Annotated in this window: 19 protein-coding genes; 5 read left to right on the top strand and 14 right to left on the bottom strand. The window is 57.6% G+C overall.

From position 1 onward, the window contains the following. Window positions 1-8: 8 nt before the first annotated feature. Window positions 9-896 (bottom strand): LysR family transcriptional regulator, encoded by an 888-nt coding sequence (locus CU081_RS09565; protein WP_022651703.1) that lies wholly within the window; start codon window positions 894-896, stop codon window positions 9-11. A gap of 97 nt (window positions 897-993) precedes the next feature. Between CU081_RS09565 and CU081_RS09560 the strand changes: the two genes are divergently transcribed. Next, window positions 994-1,596, top strand: a complete 603-nt coding sequence (locus CU081_RS09560) for a short chain dehydrogenase (RefSeq protein WP_022651704.1) — start codon at window positions 994-996, stop codon at window positions 1,594-1,596. Here the strand turns inward: CU081_RS09560 and CU081_RS09555 are convergent. From CU081_RS09555 to CU081_RS09535, 5 genes are all read right to left on the bottom strand, one after another. Then, entirely contained in the window at window positions 1,593-2,324 is a 732-nt protein-coding gene (locus tag CU081_RS09555; RefSeq protein WP_022651705.1) for a class I SAM-dependent methyltransferase, read from the bottom strand. The two genes, CU081_RS09560 and CU081_RS09555, sit on opposite strands and share 4 nt — an antisense overlap. A 74-nt stretch (window positions 2,325-2,398) precedes the next feature. Continuing rightward, entirely contained in the window at window positions 2,399-3,397 is a 999-nt protein-coding gene (locus CU081_RS09550; protein WP_022651706.1) for a transketolase family protein, read from the bottom strand. Continuing rightward, window positions 3,397-4,242 (bottom strand): transketolase, encoded by an 846-nt coding sequence (locus CU081_RS09545; protein WP_022651707.1) that lies wholly within the window; start codon window positions 4,240-4,242, stop codon window positions 3,397-3,399. The genes CU081_RS09550 and CU081_RS09545 overlap by 1 nt, the downstream gene beginning before the upstream one ends. A 12-nt stretch (window positions 4,243-4,254) precedes the next feature. Next, window positions 4,255-5,004, bottom strand: a complete 750-nt coding sequence (locus CU081_RS09540) for an SDR family NAD(P)-dependent oxidoreductase (RefSeq protein ID WP_003862216.1) — start codon at window positions 5,002-5,004, stop codon at window positions 4,255-4,257. Between the two features lie 36 nt (window positions 5,005-5,040). Beyond that, window positions 5,041-6,372 carry an MFS transporter gene (locus CU081_RS09535; protein ID WP_022651708.1) on the bottom strand — a complete coding sequence of 444 codons (1,332 nt, stop codon included), beginning with the start codon at window positions 6,370-6,372 and terminating at the stop codon, window positions 5,041-5,043. 215 nt (window positions 6,373-6,587) lie between these two features. Here CU081_RS09535 and CU081_RS09530 point away from each other — a divergent pair, with 215 nt between their 5' ends. Further along, complete coding sequence (locus tag CU081_RS09530) at window positions 6,588-7,508, top strand: LysR substrate-binding domain-containing protein (protein WP_022651709.1); 921 nt, start codon at window positions 6,588-6,590, stop codon at window positions 7,506-7,508. 18 nt (window positions 7,509-7,526) lie between these two features. On the opposite strand, the gene CU081_RS09525 is transcribed toward CU081_RS09530, so the two are convergent. The 6 genes from CU081_RS09525 to CU081_RS09500 all read right to left on the bottom strand — a co-directional run bounded on the left by CU081_RS09525 (window position 7,527) and on the right by CU081_RS09500 (window position 15,123). Further along, window positions 7,527-8,906, bottom strand: a complete 1,380-nt coding sequence (locus CU081_RS09525; protein ID WP_022651710.1) for an amidohydrolase family protein — start codon at window positions 8,904-8,906, stop codon at window positions 7,527-7,529. Window position 8,907: 1 nt separating this feature from the next. Continuing rightward, window positions 8,908-9,864 carry a carbamate kinase family protein gene (locus CU081_RS09520; protein WP_022651711.1) on the bottom strand — a complete coding sequence of 319 codons (957 nt, stop codon included), beginning with the start codon at window positions 9,862-9,864 and terminating at the stop codon, window positions 8,908-8,910. Next, window positions 9,861-11,441, bottom strand: coding sequence for a hypothetical protein (locus tag CU081_RS09515; RefSeq protein WP_022651712.1), 1,581 nt, complete (start codon window positions 11,439-11,441; stop codon window positions 9,861-9,863). The genes CU081_RS09520 and CU081_RS09515 overlap by 4 nt, the downstream gene beginning before the upstream one ends. Before the next feature lie 11 nt (window positions 11,442-11,452). Further along, on the bottom strand, window positions 11,453-12,868 hold the full coding sequence (locus CU081_RS09510; protein ID WP_022651713.1) for a DUF1116 domain-containing protein: 1,416 nt from the start codon (window positions 12,866-12,868) through the stop codon (window positions 11,453-11,455). Further along, entirely contained in the window at window positions 12,868-14,409 is a 1,542-nt protein-coding gene (fdrA, locus tag CU081_RS09505) for an acyl-CoA synthetase FdrA (RefSeq protein WP_022651714.1), read from the bottom strand. The genes CU081_RS09510 and fdrA overlap by 1 nt, the downstream gene beginning before the upstream one ends. Window positions 14,410-14,517: 108 nt before the next feature. Next, window positions 14,518-15,123 (bottom strand): ankyrin repeat domain-containing protein, encoded by a 606-nt coding sequence (locus CU081_RS09500; protein WP_022651715.1) that lies wholly within the window; start codon window positions 15,121-15,123, stop codon window positions 14,518-14,520. A gap of 320 nt (window positions 15,124-15,443) precedes the next feature. On the opposite strand from CU081_RS09500, the gene CU081_RS09495 reads away from it, so the two are divergent. Beyond that, window positions 15,444-16,373 (top strand): LysR substrate-binding domain-containing protein, encoded by a 930-nt coding sequence (locus CU081_RS09495; protein ID WP_015571650.1) that lies wholly within the window; start codon window positions 15,444-15,446, stop codon window positions 16,371-16,373. On the opposite strand, the gene CU081_RS09490 is transcribed toward CU081_RS09495, so the two are convergent. Further along, window positions 16,370-16,528, bottom strand: coding sequence for a YqaE/Pmp3 family membrane protein (locus CU081_RS09490; RefSeq protein WP_003862203.1), 159 nt, complete (start codon window positions 16,526-16,528; stop codon window positions 16,370-16,372). The two genes, CU081_RS09495 and CU081_RS09490, sit on opposite strands and share 4 nt — an antisense overlap. A 179-nt stretch (window positions 16,529-16,707) precedes the next feature. Here CU081_RS09490 and CU081_RS09485 point away from each other — a divergent pair, with 179 nt between their 5' ends. Both CU081_RS09485 and CU081_RS09480 read left to right on the top strand, forming a co-directional pair. After that, window positions 16,708-17,226, top strand: a complete 519-nt coding sequence (locus CU081_RS09485; protein ID WP_022651716.1) for a rhodanese family protein — start codon at window positions 16,708-16,710, stop codon at window positions 17,224-17,226. Between the two features lie 82 nt (window positions 17,227-17,308). After that, the gene (locus CU081_RS09480; protein WP_003862199.1) at window positions 17,309-17,488 is read left to right on the top strand and encodes a hypothetical protein; all 180 of its coding nucleotides are present in this window, start codon (window positions 17,309-17,311) and stop codon (window positions 17,486-17,488) included. A gap of 37 nt (window positions 17,489-17,525) precedes the next feature. On the opposite strand, the gene stpA is transcribed toward CU081_RS09480, so the two are convergent. Further along, on the bottom strand, window positions 17,526-17,930 hold the full coding sequence (gene stpA / locus CU081_RS09475) for a DNA-binding protein StpA (RefSeq protein ID WP_022651717.1): 405 nt from the start codon (window positions 17,928-17,930) through the stop codon (window positions 17,526-17,528). Window positions 17,931-17,973 lie beyond the last annotated feature (43 nt).

Below are 17,973 nucleotides of genomic sequence, written 5' to 3'. Positions count from 1 at the left end.
TTCTTTTTTTATATTGTGCCCAATCTTAGCAGAATATGGGCAATAAATTCCGTTAGCTTAGGCAGCGGCCGCAAATCCTGGCGCCACAGTAAATGCACCGGCCTCGGCGCGGGCGTAAACGCTTCCAGAACCCGAACCAGCCTGCCGCTCGCCAGCTCTTCCGCCACCAGCACTTCCGGTTGCAGCAGAAGTCCCGCCCCGGCTCGCGCCGCCATGCGTAAGCCGTAGCCGTCATTGCATCGTAAGACGGCATCACGCTTCCAGCGCACTTCGCCTTCCACACCCGGCAGCCGCCACTCGTTACGCGCCGTCCATACCGTGTGCGACAGGCACAGGTGATCCACCAGATCGGCTGGCGTTTGCGGCGTACCGTGACGCGCCAGATAATCCGGCGCGGCGCAGATCACCATGTTGTAGGGACACAGATATTTCGCCACCAGGTCCTCATTACGGATCTCACCGATACGAATGGCCAGATCGACCCCTTCCTCGACCAGATCAACCATTCGGTTGGTGAGATCCAGTTCGATGCGCACTTCCGGGTAACGCTGCAAAAACGTGGCCGTCAGAGGCGCGATAACGCAGCCGCCAAACGAGGTGGGCGCTGTCACGCGCAGGGTGCCGGCGGGTGTGGCTCGCAGGCGCTCAACCGCGTTTTCAGCAATCGAGACCTGCTCCAGCACGCGCCTGGCCTCTTCGAAATAAACGCGTCCGGCATCCGTCAGGCTCTGGCGACGGGTGTTGCGCTCCAGCAGCCGCGTGCCGAGCTGCGTTTCCAGCTGCGTAATATACTTCCCGACCATCACCGCCGACATCTCCAGCCGAGCCGCCGCGCCGGTAAAGCTGCCGCTTTCCACCACCGCGATGAACGTCTCCATGCCGCGAAGCTTATCCATATTCCGAACCTCTGGTTAGCAATCTTCTAACATCAGCCCAGTTTATCTGAATTTTTATTTATTAAAGAATGAAGGCTCACAACATAAGGAGTCTGCTATGAAAATCGTCATTATTGGTGCCAGCGGTACGGTCGGTCGTGCTGTGACAGAAGAGCTAAGCCGTCGTCACGAGGTGATCAGCGTGGGTCGCACGCAGGGCGACCATCAGGTGGATATCACCTCGCAGGCGAGCGTACAGGCGCTGTTCGAAAAGATCGGCCCGGTGGATGCGATTGTCTCCGCCAGCGGTGGGGTACACTTCGGCCCGCTCGCAACCATGACCGACGGCGAATTCAACCGGGGCTTGCAGGATAAGCTGCTGGGGCAGATTCGTCTGGCGCTGACCGGCCAGCACTACCTGAACGAAGGCGGCTCGATTACGCTGATAAGCGGCATTGTGGCTCACGAGCCGATTGCTCAGGGCGTCAATGCCACCACGGTCAATGCGGCGCTGGAAGGGTTTGTGCGCGCCGCGGCCTGTGAACTGCCGCGCGGGATCCGCATTAACCTGATCAGCCCGACGGTGCTGACGGAATCCGTCGAAGCATATGATGGCTTCTTCCCGGGCTTTGAAAGCGTTCCCGCTGCGACCGTTGCGCAGGCCTACCGCCGCAGCGTGGAAGGGGTACAGAGCGGGCGGGTATATAAAGTCGGCTATTAAGCCTTACGGGCGGCGATCAGCACCAGCATCGGGCGTTCCGCCTCTTCGGCCAGCGCGGGCCAGGCGTCAACCTGCGTCTGCGTTGGTCCCCACTCATTGACTTCGCTTATCGTCAATCCGGCCTTGATCAGTGCGTTAAGCGTGGTGCCCAGCGTGCGGTGGTATTTAATCACCCCGTCCGCCAGCCAGTTGCTGACGCGCTGGCTTTCGTCCTGATAATGATTCACGCCCCAGAACCGCTCGCCGCTGTCGTCGGTCAGCCAGCCCTGACGGGTGGCGCAGGTATAAATCGGGTGCTCCATCGAGAAGACCAGGCTGCCACCGGGTTTTAGCGCGCGCTGCACCCTGGCGAATAGCGTGTCCAGCTCCGGCAGGTAGTGTAGCGCCAGCGAGCTGTAGACCAGATCGAGGCTATTCGCTTTCAGCGCCAGAGATTCCAGATCGCTACGCTGATAGTGAATCCGATTGTCATCAGTCAGTTCAGCCGCGCGGGCGAGCATTTTTTCTGAAATATCAACACCCGTGACGTCAGACGCGCCCAGCTCGCGCGCTGCGCGACAGAACCATCCGTAGCCGCAGCCGAGATCGACAACCGCTTTACCGGTTAAATCTGGCAGCATTGCCTTGAGCGCGGGCCACTCCGGCGCGCCGTTCAGGCCCTGAACCGAGCGCGGAAGCTGGGCATAGCCTTCAAAAAATGCCGGGTTGTCGTAGATGTTTTGCGCCATAACGGACTCCTTTATCGCAACAATGGCGAGGGTAAAGCACCCCTCGCCCGTTGACAACGTATCCGTCTTATAAATCACAGCCTGCGCCGGATTTTCTCCACCATGGCTGTGGTTGAGATCCCGTAGCGGTCATGGAGGGTGGGCAACGCGCCCGCATCAAGGAACGCGTCCGGCAGCGCGACGGTATCGAAATCCACGTTCACGCGGTTGCGCATCAACAGCGACGCGACGGCTTCGCACAACCCGCCTACGCTGCTGTGGTTTTCCGCCACGATGACCAGCCGTCCCGGCTTCGCAGCCTGCGCCAGGATCGTCTCTTCGTCCAGCGGCTTAATGGTGGGCGAGTGCAGCACCGCCACGCTGACGTTATCCTTACGCAGCTGCTTCGCCGCCTCCAGCGCACGCATGGTCATCAGGCCTGAGGCGACGATCAGGACATCGTTCCCCTCTTCCAGCAGCGCAGCTTTGCCAATCTTAAACTGGTAGTTGTACTGGTCCAGCACCACCGGCACCTTGCCGCGCAGCAGGCGCATATAGACAGGGCCATCGTGCGCTGCCATCGCCGGCACCGCCTGTTCGGTGTCGATTGCGTCACAGGGATCGATAATCGTCATGCCCGGAATACCGCGCATAATCGCAATATCTTCCGTCGCCTGGTGGCTCGGCCCGTAACCGGTGGTTAGCCCCGGCAGCGCCGCACAGATCTTCACGTTCAGGTGCTCTTCAGCAATCACCTGATGGATAAAGTCGTAGGCGCGGCGGGTAGCGAAGACGGCATAGGTGGTGGCGAAAGGAATAAAACCCTCTTTCGCCATGCCGCCCGCGGCCCCCATTAACAACTGCTCGGCCATGCCCATCTGAAAGAAGCGTTCCGGGTAGGCCTGAGCGAAAATATGCAGATCGGTGTACTTCGACAGATCCGCAGTCATGCCTACGACCTCCGGTCGCTGTTCCGCCAGCTTCACCAGCGCGTGGCCGAACGGTGCGGCTCGCGTCTCCTGGCCCTCTTCCGCGATAGAGGCAATCATCGCCGACGTGGTTAAACGCGGTTTTTTCTCCGTGGTCTGGCTCATTACAGCACTCCTTCAGGTTTGTTGGCATCCAGCACAGCGAGTGCCTTTTGCCACTCGTCAGCATCCACGCGAATAAAATGGTTCTTGTCACGCTTTTCGAGGAACGGCACGCCCTTGCCCATCAGCGTGTCGCACAAAATGACGCGCGGCTGGTTTTCCGGGTAGCGTTTGGCGTTATCAAACGCCGTTACCAGTGAAGGGACATCGTTGCCGTTGACGCGCTGCACGTACCAGCCGAAGGAGGTCCATTTATCTTCCAGCGGCTCAAAGCCGAGGATCGCGTGCGAGTTGCCATCCGCCTGCTGGCGGTTAATGTCCACCAGCACGATCAGGTTCGACAGGCCGTGATGTGCCGCCGACATCGCAGCTTCCCAGGTTGACCCTTCGTCCAGCTCGCCGTCCGACATGGAGTTAACGACCCATGCCGCGCTCTGCTTGCGCTTCAGCCCCAGCGCCATGCCAACGCCAATGCTTAAGCCCTGCCCCAGCGAACCGCCGGAGATCTCCATGCCCGGCGTGTAGGTTGCCATGCCGGACATCGGCAGGCGGCTGTCGTCCGCGCCGTAGGTCTCCAGCTCCTCTTCAGGAACGATCCCCGCTTCAATCAGGGCGGCGTAACAGGCAATGGCGTAGTGGCCGTGAGAGAGCAAAAAACGGTCACGCCCCTCCCACTCCGGCTCGCCCGGCTTAAGGTTCATCCCGTGGGCAAACGCGGTGGCCAGCACATCGGCATAGCCCAGCGCCTGCCCGATGTAGCCCTGCCCCTGCACTTCGCCCATGCGCAGCGCGTAGCGGCGAATGCGCCAGGCCGCGGCGGCAACCTGTTGAACTGTGGTATCCGTCATCGTCGTATCTCCTTAATGGATCAGCATCCCGCCGTTCACGTCGAGCGTGATACCGGTGGAGTAAGAAGAGAGGTCGCTGCCGAGGAACAGCGCGGCGCGGGCAATATCCTGCGCGTCTCCGAGGCGGTTAAGCGGAATGCCCGCCAGAATGGACGTTTTCATCTCATCGCTCAGCTTGCCTGCGGTAATGTCCGTCTGGATAAGACCCGGCGTGATGCAGTTTACGCGCACATTGTCGGGCCCCAGCTCACGCGCCATGGCTTTTGCCAGCCCTAGCACACCCGCTTTTGCAGCGCTGTAGTGTGGGCCGCCAAAGATGCCGCCGCCGCGCTGGGCCGATACCGATGAAATGCAGACGATGCTGCCCGACTTTTGCGCGCGCATAGTGGGAATAACCGCCTGGGACATTAGCAGCGTGCCGCGCAGGCTGACGTCAAGCACCGCATCGTAATTTTCGCGTTTGATATCCATCAGCTTGATCGGCTGAGTTATGCCGGCGTTATTCACCAGAATATCGATGCGCCCGTATTTCCCCAGCACCTGCTCAATGGCGGCATTAACCTGTAATTCATTGCTGACGTTCGCCGCAAGGCCCAGATGTTCGTCGCCAAGGCTCGCGGCGGCAGCCCGGCTGGCTTCAGCGTTTAAATCGATAATCACCACTTTCGCACCCTGTTCAGCATATAATTTCGCCGTAGCGAAACCCAAACCGCGTACGGAAGCCGCGCCGGTAATAACGGCGACTTTATTTTTCAGTAGCATACATTTACTCCATTAGGACAAGAGAGATTTAATGTTTTATTTCGGCTCTTCCAGCAGCATAATCATTATTAAGCCAATGGCTGCGCAAATACCGAAATAAATAAACACGGTATTAAAACTACCTGTTTTATCCAGCAGATAACCTGCCAGCATCGGGGAAACAAATCCGCCGAGATTACCGCCGCTATTGATAATGGACGCGGCAATCGGATAGGTTTTACTGTCCGCAACAGCCATTCCATAAGCCGTAAAAGCGGGCCAGCCGATATTCAGACAGAGGCCGACAAAAAATAACCCGACGCAAACCGCGACGGTGCTTTGCGGAATATTCAGCATAATAACCATCATTAAAACGGTGCTGATGGCGGTAAACATCATGGTCGGTTTACGTCGGCGGCCGAGCAGTTTGTCGGAGACGTAGCCGCCAAAAATCGCACCGATAAATCCACCGATGCACGGCATGCTGGCGACCAGCCCCATGCTCATAAACGTAAAGCCTTTCTCTTTCACCAGATAGAGCGGGATCCACGTCAACAGTCCGTACAGCACGCTGACCATCATAAAATAGGCCAGGCAGTCGCCGAGAATATTCTTCGAGGTAAACAGCCCTTTCACCGTGCTTACCGGGGCTAATTCCCGCACGCGGATCAGCCGGTCGAGGCGTGCAAAGCCTTGTGAAATCACGATATTTTCCCGTCTGGCGTCCGGGGTCTCCTGACCGGCGGTAATGGTCTCCAGCTCCGCTTTCGAGACGAATGCGCTCTCGGACGGCCTGGTGCGTACCAGCAGATACCACAGGACGGCAATGACCAGGCCGGGGATCGCAAAGGAGAAGAAGACCCAGCGCCAGCCCCAGGTCATGGCGATCCACACTGCCAGCGGCGGCACGAGGATGGGCGCGAACATGGTGGCGGCGATGTAGACGCCCGTGGCCGTGGCCTTCTCCTTTGGCGGAAACCAGTTATTGATGGTGGAGGCCAGCCCGACCGGGCACGGCCCCTCTGTTAACCCCAGCCCCAGGCGGATACACTTCAGGCCCAGAACCGAGGTTGCGGTGCCCATCAGCCAGGTAAAGGCAGAGAAGCCGAATATCGACAGTGCCACCATGCCGCGAATTCCCTTTTTGGCAATAAAAAAGCCCGCAGGAATTTGGCTCAAGGCGTATCCCAAAAAAAACATGCTGGCGATGGCACCGGCTTCGAAATTATTGATATGAAATTCGTCAATGATAAACGGCAGTACTGCACCAATATTTGTTCGGTCAGCATAGTTAATGGCATAAACAATAAAAATTAATGCCAGCACAACGAAACGGTAATTGGTTTTTTTAGTCTTTATGTAGGGGACAGCTTGTTCTATACGAGACATAACTTACCTCATTATTCGAACACCGTGAGTCGTTTTATTATTGCGTTCAACGTCAATATATCGGCTTACCCATGAAACGCCATTCAATAAAGCTCATTTATTGCTGAGATAAATTTGATTCGCGATACAGCTCAAAAAAATAACATCGGGATAAAATTGCCCGCTCGCAGTCTCAATGTTATGTTTTTTATCAATTATCGTGTAAGGAGTAGGCCATGTCCGCGCAGGATCGCCAGACGTTATCGCTGCCCTCGCTCAGAAATTTGCAGGCGTTTATCGCCGTTGCTAACGCCCTGAGCATCCATCAGGCGGCGGAACAGCTCAACGTCACGCCTTCGGCGGTAAGCCACCAGATCGCGTCGCTGGAATCGTGGCTGGGCAAGAAATTATTTATCCGCAGCGGCAAAGGGGTTCAACTCACCCCGACGGGAGAACAATATCTGCGGGAGGTCTCGGCGGCGATGAGCGCCATCGGGCGCGCCACCGATCAAATCGTGAAAGAAAAAGACAATGCTGTGCTTCGCGTGCACTCTTCCCCCACCTTCGGGCTGTCCTGGCTGTTGCGCCGTCTGGGCAGATTCCGCGCCGAATATCCTGATATCACCATCAATCTCACCTGCTCCTATGAGAACCTACAGTTCGCCAGAGATAATATCGACATTGATATCCGTCACGGTATTCCGGACTGGGACGCCTACCGGGTGATAACCATTAAAAACGACACGCTGGTGGTATTGGCCTCGCCGGACTATGCAGAAGAGCATCCCATCAGCACGCCCGCCGATCTGCTGCAACAGTCGCTTATCTCGTCCACCAGCACTCTGGTGAACTGGGAGAAATGGTTCGCCTGGCACAATATCGACAGGCCCTGGCTTAATTTCAGCCTCAGCTTCGACCGCTCCTACATGAGCTTTGAAGCGGCGCGCATGGGGCTTGGGTTTATTCTGGAGAGCAAAATGATGGCTACCGATCACCTGAAGGATGGCTCGCTGGTGCAGGTGCTGCCTGATGAAATGGGTATCGCCATCAACGCGCACCATCTGGTGATGCCGCACATGAACGAACGCGCGTGGAAGATCCAGCAGTTCGTCGAGTGGATTGACCGTGAGTTGCGATTGTCGGGGTATCACCTGTAGCGATACCCCAACGTGGCGTCAGGCGACCGTGCCCCAGACCAGATTCCCCTTGTGGAACGTCGCGGTGCGCGGAGAAATGCGCGCCACCGCCTCGGCGGAACAGGAGGCGTCAACCAGCACAAAGCTGGCGTCGTCCTGCGCTTTAGGCCACACGCGCTCACCTTTGTCGTTCAGCGGCAGCACGTCGCCGGTGGCGATGCCCAGCGCCCGCGAAAGCGTCTGCTCGTTCGGGCGAATATAGAGCTGGGCGTAGAGGTTGGCTTTCTCCAGCATGTCCCCCAGACCGTACGGCGACCAGTGGTCGATCACGCTGTCGGTACCGGTCATGACAAACACGCCTTTATCACGTAACTGCTTCAGCGGCATGTGCAGGGTGCCAATCGGCACGGTCGAGGCGATGGTTACCTGCTGTGCCGCCATGCGGGTGGCGATCTCATCCACCTGCTGTTCGTTAAGCGTGGCCAGCGCGAAGGCGTGGCTGATGGTCAGCTTCCCCTTCAGCGCCGGCGTTTTCTCCACGGTTTCTACCATGTAGTTCACCGCCGCCACGCCCGCCGGGCTGGTTTCATGCAGGTGAATATCCACCCCTTTGTCGTAATCCAGCGCAATCTGGAACATGGTATCTAGCGATTTCTCCATCGCGCCGTCGACGCTGGTTGGGTCCAGCCCGCCCACATAATGCGCCCCCGCCTGCATCGCCTCGCGCATCAGCTTTTCAGAATTCGACAGCAGCAGGCCGTGCTGCGGGAAGGCAACGATTTCGCAGTCAAAGCCTGCGCCCCGGCGCGCCAGTACCGCCTGCAAATTTTCCAGGTTTTTCAGGCCGGAAACCGGCTCTATGTTGCAGTGGCTGCGGGCGATGGTGGACCCTTTGGACTGGATCAGGTCGATCAGCTTTTCGGCGCGTTCTTGCGTGTAGGGCTGTAACTCCGGCAGCAGCTTCTGCTCCAGGCGGATCATGTCCTGAATGGTGGTGCCCGCCGGACGGTTCAGGGAGCGCCACGGGCCGCCGTAGAAGGTTTTATCCAGGTGAATGTGCATGTCGCGCATCGCCGGAAGCATCAGCTTTTTACCCGCGTCGTAGTGCGGCAGGGTCGCGTCGGCGCGGCTGCCGTTATCGCGCAGGGCGACGATTTTCCCGTCTTTGATCTCCAGCGTTTTCAGCTCGGTGCGGGTGCTTGTCGCCACGCTGCCGTCGTAGTTAAACCCGGCTTCCAGCAGCACGTTGTCGAGATAGTAATGTTTTGCGGTGATGTTCATCGGTTTACCCGTCTCGCAGGTTGCCTTTACAGAATCGGCAGCATACGCGACGGAACCCGTGGCGCCAAACAGCGCGCAGGCAGTAACCATTTTGCCACTCTGGCTGATAAACTCGCGGCGGCTTTTATTCTCACTCATCTTATCTTCCTTCATTAATAATATGGGTACCCGTTTCACCGCGCAGCGCTGCGGGCAGGCAGTCCGGCGAGGTGATGATTACGCGCCTGCCGCCATGGCGTAAAAATTCCAGCGAAGCGACGATTTTTGGCAACATGCTACCTGCCGGGAAGTGGCCTTCATCCATGTAGCGCGTCATCTGCGCCACGTTGACGGTATCCAGCGCCTGCTGGTTCGGCTTGCCGAAGTTCACGCACACTTTCTCCACGCCGGTGGTGATCACCAGCACGTCGGCGCGGATCTCGCGCGCCAGCAGCGCGGTGGAGAGATCTTTATCGATAACCGCATCCACGCTCTGGTAATCGCCCTGTTCACTGCGCACCACGGGAATGCCTCCACCGCCCGCGCCGATGACCACAAAACCTTTCTGCGTTAGCGCCTTAATCGCATCCGCCTCGACGATGCGCCGCGGCTGGGGCGAGGCCACCACGCGGCGATAGCCCCGGCCTGAATCCTCGACAAAATGCCAGTCCGGGTGCGCGAGCTGTAGCTCGTCGCGCTGCGCCTCGCTGAAGAACGCGCCGATCGGTTTTGTCGGGTGCGTAAAGCCGGGATCGTTTTTATCCACCTCCACCTGGGTGACGACCGTGACCGCCTTTTGCTCGCCACGCGCCGCCAGGCGGTTGTTGAGCGCCTGCTGGATCAGGTAGCCGATGCCGCCCTGGGTATCCGCCACGCAGTTTGCCAGCGGGGTCAGCGGCAGCCCTTCCCGCTCGTGGGCGATTTCGGCGCGGCGCAGATCCAGCCCCACCTGCGGGCCATTGCCATGGGTGAGCACGATGTCATAGTCCGAGGCCAGCATTTCGAGCACCGACTCAGCCACCGCTTTGACCGCCTGCGCCTGATGCTCAATCGACTGGCTGGCGTTGTCTTTGATAATGCTGTTGCCGCCGATGGCGACGACCATAAGCTCTTTCATTTTGTTTCCTTTAGAAGGTGCGTTCTGGTGCCCTCACCCCGGCCCTCTCCCACAGGGAGAGGGGGATTAACAGAGGTATCCAGCACATGCTTCACCACAAACATCCCGCCCATCATCAGGTAGGCCGTGACAAACATCAGGGAACTGCCCTCGGCAAAGCCCACCACCGGGGCGTGGATCACGCCAAACAGCGCCAGCAGCGCGCCTCCTGCGGCGGCGACGGCCCCGCGCAGCGGTTTGTTGATAATGGCGAAGATGGCGATACAGCCCCAGAGCATGCTGGCGAGCGGCGCGCCGTTGCCGAGATGCATCAAGCCTTCGTAGTAGATCCCCTTGCTGTGCAGCACGTCTGTGCCAATTTTCGCCGCGCTGGTCCCCGCGGCGCTCATCACGCTGTTCATCATGGTCAGCGCCCAGTTGGCGATCCACGGGAACAGGCAGATGAAGATGACGGGCACCTCCACTTTCGGGGTTTCCCTCACCACCTGGTTGGCGGTGACGACGCCGATAAACACCAGAATCGGCACGATGGCGGTCATCGGTATGATGGCGAGCATAAAGGCCCCCAGCCCGAACAGCGGCACGATGAACATGGTCACGCCGGACGCCAGGGTGTAGCCGATGCTGGCGCCCATCGCTTTCCAGCCAGGATGGCCGACGTAGACCGTGACCGGGAACGGATTGCCCATCAGGCAGCCGAGCATCGAGGCCAGACCGTTCGCCAGCATTACCTTGCGGGTCGGGTATTCATCCCCCGCCGCGTGGGCGCTTTCGATGTTCTCCAGGTCAAAGATGTAGTTTGCCAGCCCCAGCGGTACGGCGGACGCCAGATAAGGCAGCGCGTGCGGCAGCCCCTGCATAAAGCTGTCCACGTGCACTTCCGGCGGGTTAAAGCCGAAGGATGACATGGACGCTTTAATGGCATCCGGGCTTTGCAGGCCGGAGATCCACGCAAGTAGAGTACCGGCAATTAACAGCAGCAGGCCGGTCGGGATACGGGCGAAAATCGGCTTTTTACCGAACCAGTTAATGAAGATCAGCAGCAGGACGATAAACGATACGGTCGGCGCTTCGAACGCCTGCAACATCGGGTTCATCGCCAGCAGCAGCAAGCCAAGACCGGACAGGCACGACAGCAGCACGGTGCGCGGGATCATCTTGCGGATGGTTTCCCCCAGGAAGGAACCGCCCGCGAGGATCATCGCTTCCACAAAGCACCACACCAGGCCAATCTGAATCGCGAAATCCGCATCGCCAGTTTGCTGGTAAACCGGCATTAAGACCAGGAAGGTCACGGTAAAAATCGACGGCGCGCTCGGGCCGGACGGCAACGCGGTGACGTCCGTTCGTCCGGTAGCGCGCGCCATTTGCAGGCCAAACCACGTATAGCAAAGACTCGCCACCAGCACCGCCAGCCCGAAGGCTGGCGCGATGCGTCCATAAACAATCTCCTTCGGGATGCCGACGACAAAAATGAGCAACCCCATCATGGTCAGCAAATTGGTCAGGTTGTTGGTCATCAACCCGAAATAAGCTGCCCAGTCACCTCTTTTCCACTCCAGTTTCATGTTTTTCATGGATGCATGCCTTATAAAAAGTAGCGATCGCGGAAGGTCAACAGCGCCTTTTCAAAACAGCTAAACGGCGGGTGAACGATGCCCGCCCCTATCATGCCGATGCCCGCGTCCTTATGGGCAATGGCGGTATTGATGACCGGCAGAATGCCGCTGCCCGCGACCTTCGTGATGTCGATGGCGGTCGGGATCCCCATAAAGGAGAGCAGCGGAATGGTGACGTTCGGGTTTTCGCCGAGGGTGATTTCGCGCATCTGGCGAGAAAAATCGATGGCTTCCTCCACCGTGCCGCCCACCAGTGCCACGATTGCCGGGGCCGTCGCCATCGCAAAGCCGCCGATGCCGTAGGTTTCGGTGATGGCGCTGTCGCCGATATCCAGCCCGGAGTCTTCCGGCTTATAGCCCGCGAACATCGGGCCGATCACCTGCTGCGCCGGGCCGGTGAACCACTGCCCCGGCAGGCCGGAAACGCGCAGGCCGAACTCGTAGCCGTTGCGCGCCATGGTGGTGACGACGGTGCTGTACTCAATGCCGTGGGCGGCATCCAGCGCGGCCTTACACATTGCCATCCACGTCGGACCGGAGAAATAGTCGCTGCTGGCGACAAACTCGAACACTTCACGCTGCTGCGCCACCGGATAGCCCGCCTGGACCAGCCCCGGCGTCAGCGCCTGAATAAGCAGCGTGGTGCCCGCGTTGTTGCGGTTGTGGCACTCGTCGCCCATGTGCAGCGCCTGGGCCAGCATCAGGCGCAGGTCGATTTCGCCGATAATGTTCATGGCGTCGCGCAGCATCGGGCCGAGCACGTCGCGCATCCAGTTCAGGCGCTCGATCACGCTCTGGTCATTAGCCCCCATACGCAGGATCTTCGCCATCTGCTCGCTGAGGTTGGTGAAGGCGCGGTTGCCGTAAGTTTTGTTCTCAACGATGTGCATAAACATCGACGCGGAGGTGACGCCCGCCATAGAGCCCACACAGTCGTGCTCGTGGCACGGTGAGAAGGTGATGTCGCCTGACGCCGCCAGCCTTGCGGCGTCCTCCAGATCCGTCGCCAGCCCTTCAAACACCAGCGCGCCGGTAACCGCGCCTTTCATCGCACCGCACATGTTTTCCCAGGTAACTGGCGGACCGGCGTGCAGAATGGTCGTGCGGGTCATGCCCGGCACCACGTTGATGGCCTGGTCATAGCCCACCAGCACCGGATGGGACTGAATAATCCGCTCCAGGGCAATTTTGTTCGCGGCGGCAATTTTCTCCGCCAGCGGTTTTTCCGCCAGCTGGTCGAGCGCTTTAACAACCTGCATATTGCCCTGCCCCGGCGGCGTCCAGTCGAGCTGGGTCACGGGAACGTGCTGCTTTTTGAGGTCGTCGCTGAACATCGCAATGCCGACGTTAATGACGTTTAGCGGCTGGTTGAATAAAGTGGTCATTATGCTTTCTCCCCTTTGCAGACAAATTCGCGTGCCAGTAATCCGGTGTTGGTGCTGCTGCTGGCCCAGATGACGCCTGCGTCGGTCAGCAGCTGGCACTGCTGCGCCAGCGACTGCGGATCCTGATCGGTGCCGAGCACGTAGCCGAGAATTTCCAGCGGACGGTTGTCGGCGTTCGCGATCGCCTGTGCCTCTTTGATCGCCTCGATCATCACCCCCACCGGATCGTCGTGCGCGCCAAAGCCCAGCACGAAGTCCATCACGATGACGCCCACCTGCGGATCGCGCGCCTCCTGTAGCAGGCGGCTGATGCGGTTGGTCGGGTCGATCATTGGGTGTGGCTTGCCGTTGGTGAAATCATCGTCACCGAAATCAAGGAAGGTGTGGGCCTGGCTAACGCTGATATCTTTCAGACGCCTGGCCGGGTCCGGCTGGATGTTGCTGTAAACATCGTCAAACTTCTCCAGCGCGGCAAACATCGCTTCGTCGCACAGGGTGCCGCCGCAGAACAGGCCGCGAATGTACTTCTGCTGCGACGTCAGGCGGGTGCGTACCTCTTCGATCAGCGGCCAGTTGAGCGGATGTAAATCCAGGTCGTCTTTTTTAATGCCGGTAAGCAGCACCGCTTTCAGGGCCGCCTCTTTGGTGCCACGAGCAAACTGCAAACCGTCTTCATCGGCAGGCGGTTCGTTGCGGCCCAGGAAGCACACAACTACAGGCTTGCGGCAGGCGCGTGTCCGGGCCAGCACCTTCTCAGCCACCGCGGGTGCTGGCGGTTTGGAGATGAGCGCTATCACCCGAGTAGCGTCGTCCGCCTCCAGCATGTCGATGGCGTCGAGCATCATCAGGCCGCCGATCTTCTCGCTAAGATCGCGTCCGCCGGTGCCGATCAACTGCGACACGCCGCCGCCGAACTCATGAATGCGCACGCTCAGCTCCTGGCTGCCGGTACCGGAGGCGCCAACGATGCCAATCGGCCCGCGACGCACCGCGTTGGCGAAGCACAGCCCCGCGCCGTTGATAATGGCGGTGCCGCAGTCAGGCCCCATCATCAGCAGACCCTTTTCATGCGCCAGCTGCTTCAGCGCCAGCTCGTCGTCGAGCGATACGTTATCGGAGAACAGCATCACGTTAAGATCGTTTTCCAGCGCCTGACGCGCTTCCCGGGCGGCGAAGGTGCCGTTGACGGAAATCACCGCCAGGTTGCTGTCCGGACGATGGGTTTTGGCGCTGGCAATCGACGCGTAGCGTGCTTCATGGGAGCCCGTGCGCTCTTTACGCGTGAACAGCGCTTCAATGGCGGCCAGGGTTTCATCATTTGCCGCGTCGCCTTTAATCACGATCATCAGGTCGCCATTTTTCGCGTCCGCTAATTCCGGCGTTAATAGCCCGAGGTTTTTTAATACGCCTTTGTTCATTTCCGTCGCCATCGCCACAAACGCCTGCTCGACGCCCGGCAATTTATTGGCTTTGGTGGAAACCGACATTAAGGAAACCGAATCGAAATACGTATTCTTTTTTATGACGATTTTGGTTGGCATTATTTTCACCTGTTTAAGATAAAAGGGGGCCGCCGTCGTGCTAAATGCACGTCGGTAACAATGCGTTTTTTCAGTAACGGCCAGCCAGGGGAAGGCTGACCGAATGCGCTACGCGCCTGCCGCCAGCAGCAGGTCTGCGATCGCGTTGAAGCCTTTTTCCCGCGCCAGTTCGAGCGGGGTTTTGCCGTATTTATCGGTCATGTGCGGGTTCGCGCCGTGATCCAGCAGCAGCTTCACAATTTCCTGCTGCTTTGCGCCGCCGTCGTTTAATACGATGGCCTCCAGCAACGGCGTCCAGCCGACAAAATTGGTGTGGTTGACGTTGATGTCGGTTTTTTCCAGCAGCTCACGCACGATTTCAACGTGCCCTTTTTCACTGGCAGGGGTAATGCCCACGCCGCCAAAGCGCGTCAGACGGTCGAGATCCGGATCCGCCGGAAGGACAATGCGCAGCAGGGTTAAATCATTGGTCAGGCAGCTGATCAGGAAGGGGTTAAAACAGGTCTGGTCCTGTTTATCAATATCCGCCCCGGCGGCAATTAAAAATTCCACACAGGCGTAATGCTTTTTCAGGCTGGCAATAATAATGGCGGTTCTTTTCTGGCGGTTGGTTACGTTAATATCCACGCCTTTTTCCAGGCAGGCTTTTAGCGCGTCGATATTGCCCTCTTCTGCCGCCAGCAGAAATTCTGTAACCAGTGCAGTTGCAGACATATTCAGACTCCCTATGTTTCACTTCTGATGGCCTGAGAATAGCAACAGCCTGGTCATAAAAGAATCCGCTTAAAAATCATTCATCGACACGCAATTCATTGTTGAGTTAAATTCAACGGTCCGGCAGAAACGTGCGTCTGTGCAACCTTTTTCTTATGTTTTACCGCTTTTACACACTTCAGGCTGCATTATCCTTATGGCTGAAAAAGCCTTACACAGCGCGGCCCTACGTAAAAATACAGAACTGTGACCAACATCAACTATGATGTAACGCCAGTGTTAAAATATGTTCAAAACTGATGGTCACCAGGAGCCATAATATGAATTCCATCTTTACCGAAGAGAATTTGCTGGCCTTCACCACCGCGGCACGTTTTGGCAGTTTTAGCAAAGCGGCTGCCGAGCTGGGCGTAACCACCTCGGCCATCAGTTACACCATCAAACGCATGGAGACCGGCCTGGACGTGGTGCTGTTTGTACGCAACACGCGCAGCATTGAGCTGACCGAATCCGGTTTTTATTTTTATCGTAAAGCGACCGACCTGCTGAATGACTTTCATGCCATCAAGCGCGGGATTGATACCATTTCTCAGGGCATTGAGACGCGGGTGCGCATCTGCATAAATCAGCTTTTGTATACGCCACGCCATACCGCGCGTTTGCTCCAGGTGCTGAAAAAACAGTTTCCCACCTGCCAGATCACGGTGACAACCGAGGTGTATAACGGCGTCTGGGATTCCATCATTAATAATCAGGCCAATATCGCCATTGGCGCGCCGGATACGCTGCTGGACGGCGGCGGCATTGATTATACCGAGATAGGAGCGATCCGTTGGGTATTTGCCATCGCGCCCACGCATCCGCTGGCGTTCGCCCCGGAGCCCATCTCCGAAAGTCAGCTGCGTCTGTATCCCAATATCATGGTCGAGGATACCGCGCATACCATCAATAAGAAGGTGGGCTGGCTGCTTCACGGTCAGGAGGCGATTCTGGTGCCGGACTTCAACACGAAATGCCAGTGTCAGATCCTGGGGGAAGGTATTGGATTTTTACCGGAATACATGACGCGTGAGGCGGTGGAGGATGGGCTGCTGGTAACGCGGCGAATCAATAATCCGCGCCAGGATTCGCGCATGCTGCTCGCCACGCAGCATGCGGCGACCGGTCAGGTCACGCGCTGGATAAAACAGCAATTTGGCCCCGAAGGCGTGCTGACCCGGATCTACAGTGACTTACTGTGGCGTACCTAGCTCTTCGTCTGAACCCAAAATGCGTGGATAAGACCGGGGAAGTAGCCCAGGATGGTCAGAAGGATATTCAGAATAAACGCCCAGCCCAGCCCCTTGCCAAGCAGCACGCCCAGCGGCGGGAGAATAATCGTAAAAACAACGCGCCAAAAACCCATAAATAACTCCGTGCAAGCTAACCAATTGAAAATTATAAAAGACACTTCTCTAAGCGTAGCCAGTTTACGGGTAACTGCCATTCGTCTCTCGCGCTTTTACCTGCCTTTACCCTCTTTACACTGGCTTAAACCCGGCCTTAAATGCTCTACTGTTCTGAAATTGACCGTAAGGAAACATAATGTCTCTTCCTCTTATTTCGCCGCAGCAGGCAAACGCGCTTATTGCTGAAGGCGCCAAACTTATCGATATTCGCGACCCCGACGAGTATGCCCGCGAGCATATTCCGGCGGCGCACTCCATTCCGCTGGATTCGTTACCCGGCGGGCTTAACGCGGCGCCGGGAGAAACGGTGATTTTCCACTGTCAGTCCGGCGCACGAACCTCAAACAATGCTGCTCGTCTGGCGCAGGCAGCATCCCCTGCGAACGCCTGTGTGGTTGAGGGAGGCATTCAGGGCTGGAAACAGGCCGGGCTGCTGACCGTTGAAGATCGATCGCAGCCGCTTCCGCTGATGCGTCAGGTGCAGATCGCTGCCGGGCTGCTGATCCTCTGCGGCGTGGTGTTGGGTTACAGCGTCTCCAGCGGTTTTTTCCTGCTGAGCGGTTTTGTGGGCGTCGGGCTGCTGTTCGCCGGAGTGACAGGTTTTTGCGGTATGGCGCGACTTCTGAAAGTGATGCCGTGGAACCGACGTACCTGATAAGGAGTATCTGAAAGATTAGGCTGTACCCCGTCCCGGACGTGGGCTATGGTGAAGATCATGACAATGATGAGGAGGTGCTATGTTTTCTGTCGGTGATTATGTCCAACCGCGTCAGGGCGGTCCGAAACTGAAAGTGCTCGAAGTGAATGGTGAAAACATTGTGGCCGTGCAGGCCAGCGATGAGCAGGGCGAGAAATATCACCTGAAAGCGGCGGACGTAGTTCTGTACTCCGAAGAAGGTGACTTTGGCGTCTGCTAAGTCAATAATCGGGCGGAATACACCGCCCGAATAATCATCAGATCAGGAAATCGTCCAGCGATTTACCGTTTGCCAGTGCGGTCGCAATTGGCTTTGGCGTACGTCCCTGACCGGTCCAGGTTTTTTCTTCACCGTTCGCGTCAATAAAACGATATTTCGCCGCACGCGCTTTACGTTTTTTCGTCGGCTGACCCGCCTGCGCCAGGTCACTGCCTAACAGATCGCTCGGAGAAATACCGTCAGCTTTCATCAGTTCCAGCAGAGCATTAATTTTATCCTGCTGTTCAGCGCGTTGACGCTCTAATTCAGCCTGCTCGCTGCGTTTTTCTTCAGTGACAATCCGGAATTTTTCCAGCACTTCTTCCAGAACATCCATGGATAATTCACGTGCCAGCGCCCGGAGGGTACGAATATTATTAAGATTCTGTAACGTTAAAGCCATAATAATGAAAAACCTTTCTTCTTGTGTATAACATAAATCAGGC

The organism is Enterobacter sp. CRENT-193, from assembly GCF_002787395.1.
GTDB lineage: Bacteria > Pseudomonadota > Gammaproteobacteria > Enterobacterales > Enterobacteriaceae > Enterobacter > Enterobacter hormaechei_C.
The sequence above is the reverse complement of the archived record's forward strand: the minus strand, read 5'-3'. Positions and strand labels throughout refer to the sequence as shown.

Excerpts from the sequence above, each read along its gene's own strand:
- CU081_RS09510 (WP_022651713.1), bottom strand. The coding sequence starts at position 12,868 with ATGACCACTTTATTCAACCAGCCGCTAAACGTCATTAACGTCGGCATT.
- CU081_RS09545 (WP_022651707.1), bottom strand. The coding sequence starts at position 4,242 with ATGACGGATACCACAGTTCAACAGGTTGCCGCCGCGGCCTGGCGCATT.
- CU081_RS09540 (WP_003862216.1), bottom strand. The coding sequence starts at position 5,004 with ATGCTACTGAAAAATAAAGTCGCCGTTATTACCGGCGCGGCTTCCGTA.
- CU081_RS09515 (WP_022651712.1), bottom strand. The coding sequence starts at position 11,441 with ATGAAAAACATGAAACTGGAGTGGAAAAGAGGTGACTGGGCAGCTTAT.
- CU081_RS09490 (WP_003862203.1), bottom strand. The coding sequence starts at position 16,528 with ATGGGTTTTTGGCGCGTTGTTTTTACGATTATTCTCCCGCCGCTGGGC.
- CU081_RS09550 (WP_022651706.1), bottom strand. The coding sequence starts at position 3,397 with ATGAGCCAGACCACGGAGAAAAAACCGCGTTTAACCACGTCGGCGATG.
- CU081_RS09480 (WP_003862199.1), top strand. The coding sequence starts at position 17,309 with ATGTTTTCTGTCGGTGATTATGTCCAACCGCGTCAGGGCGGTCCGAAA.
- CU081_RS09485 (WP_022651716.1), top strand. The coding sequence starts at position 16,708 with ATGTCTCTTCCTCTTATTTCGCCGCAGCAGGCAAACGCGCTTATTGCT.
- CU081_RS09565 (WP_022651703.1), bottom strand. The coding sequence starts at position 896 with ATGGATAAGCTTCGCGGCATGGAGACGTTCATCGCGGTGGTGGAAAGC.
- CU081_RS09560 (WP_022651704.1), top strand. The coding sequence starts at position 994 with ATGAAAATCGTCATTATTGGTGCCAGCGGTACGGTCGGTCGTGCTGTG.
- CU081_RS09555 (WP_022651705.1), bottom strand. The coding sequence starts at position 2,324 with ATGGCGCAAAACATCTACGACAACCCGGCATTTTTTGAAGGCTATGCC.
- CU081_RS09500 (WP_022651715.1), bottom strand. The coding sequence starts at position 15,123 with ATGTCTGCAACTGCACTGGTTACAGAATTTCTGCTGGCGGCAGAAGAG.
- CU081_RS09525 (WP_022651710.1), bottom strand. The coding sequence starts at position 8,906 with ATGAGTGAGAATAAAAGCCGCCGCGAGTTTATCAGCCAGAGTGGCAAA.
- CU081_RS09495 (WP_015571650.1), top strand. The coding sequence starts at position 15,444 with ATGAATTCCATCTTTACCGAAGAGAATTTGCTGGCCTTCACCACCGCG.
- CU081_RS09530 (WP_022651709.1), top strand. The coding sequence starts at position 6,588 with ATGTCCGCGCAGGATCGCCAGACGTTATCGCTGCCCTCGCTCAGAAAT.
- fdrA (WP_022651714.1), bottom strand. The coding sequence starts at position 14,409 with ATGCCAACCAAAATCGTCATAAAAAAGAATACGTATTTCGATTCGGTT.
- stpA (WP_022651717.1), bottom strand. The coding sequence starts at position 17,930 with ATGGCTTTAACGTTACAGAATCTTAATAATATTCGTACCCTCCGGGCG.
- CU081_RS09535 (WP_022651708.1), bottom strand. The coding sequence starts at position 6,372 with ATGTCTCGTATAGAACAAGCTGTCCCCTACATAAAGACTAAAAAAACC.
- CU081_RS09520 (WP_022651711.1), bottom strand. The coding sequence starts at position 9,864 with ATGAAAGAGCTTATGGTCGTCGCCATCGGCGGCAACAGCATTATCAAA.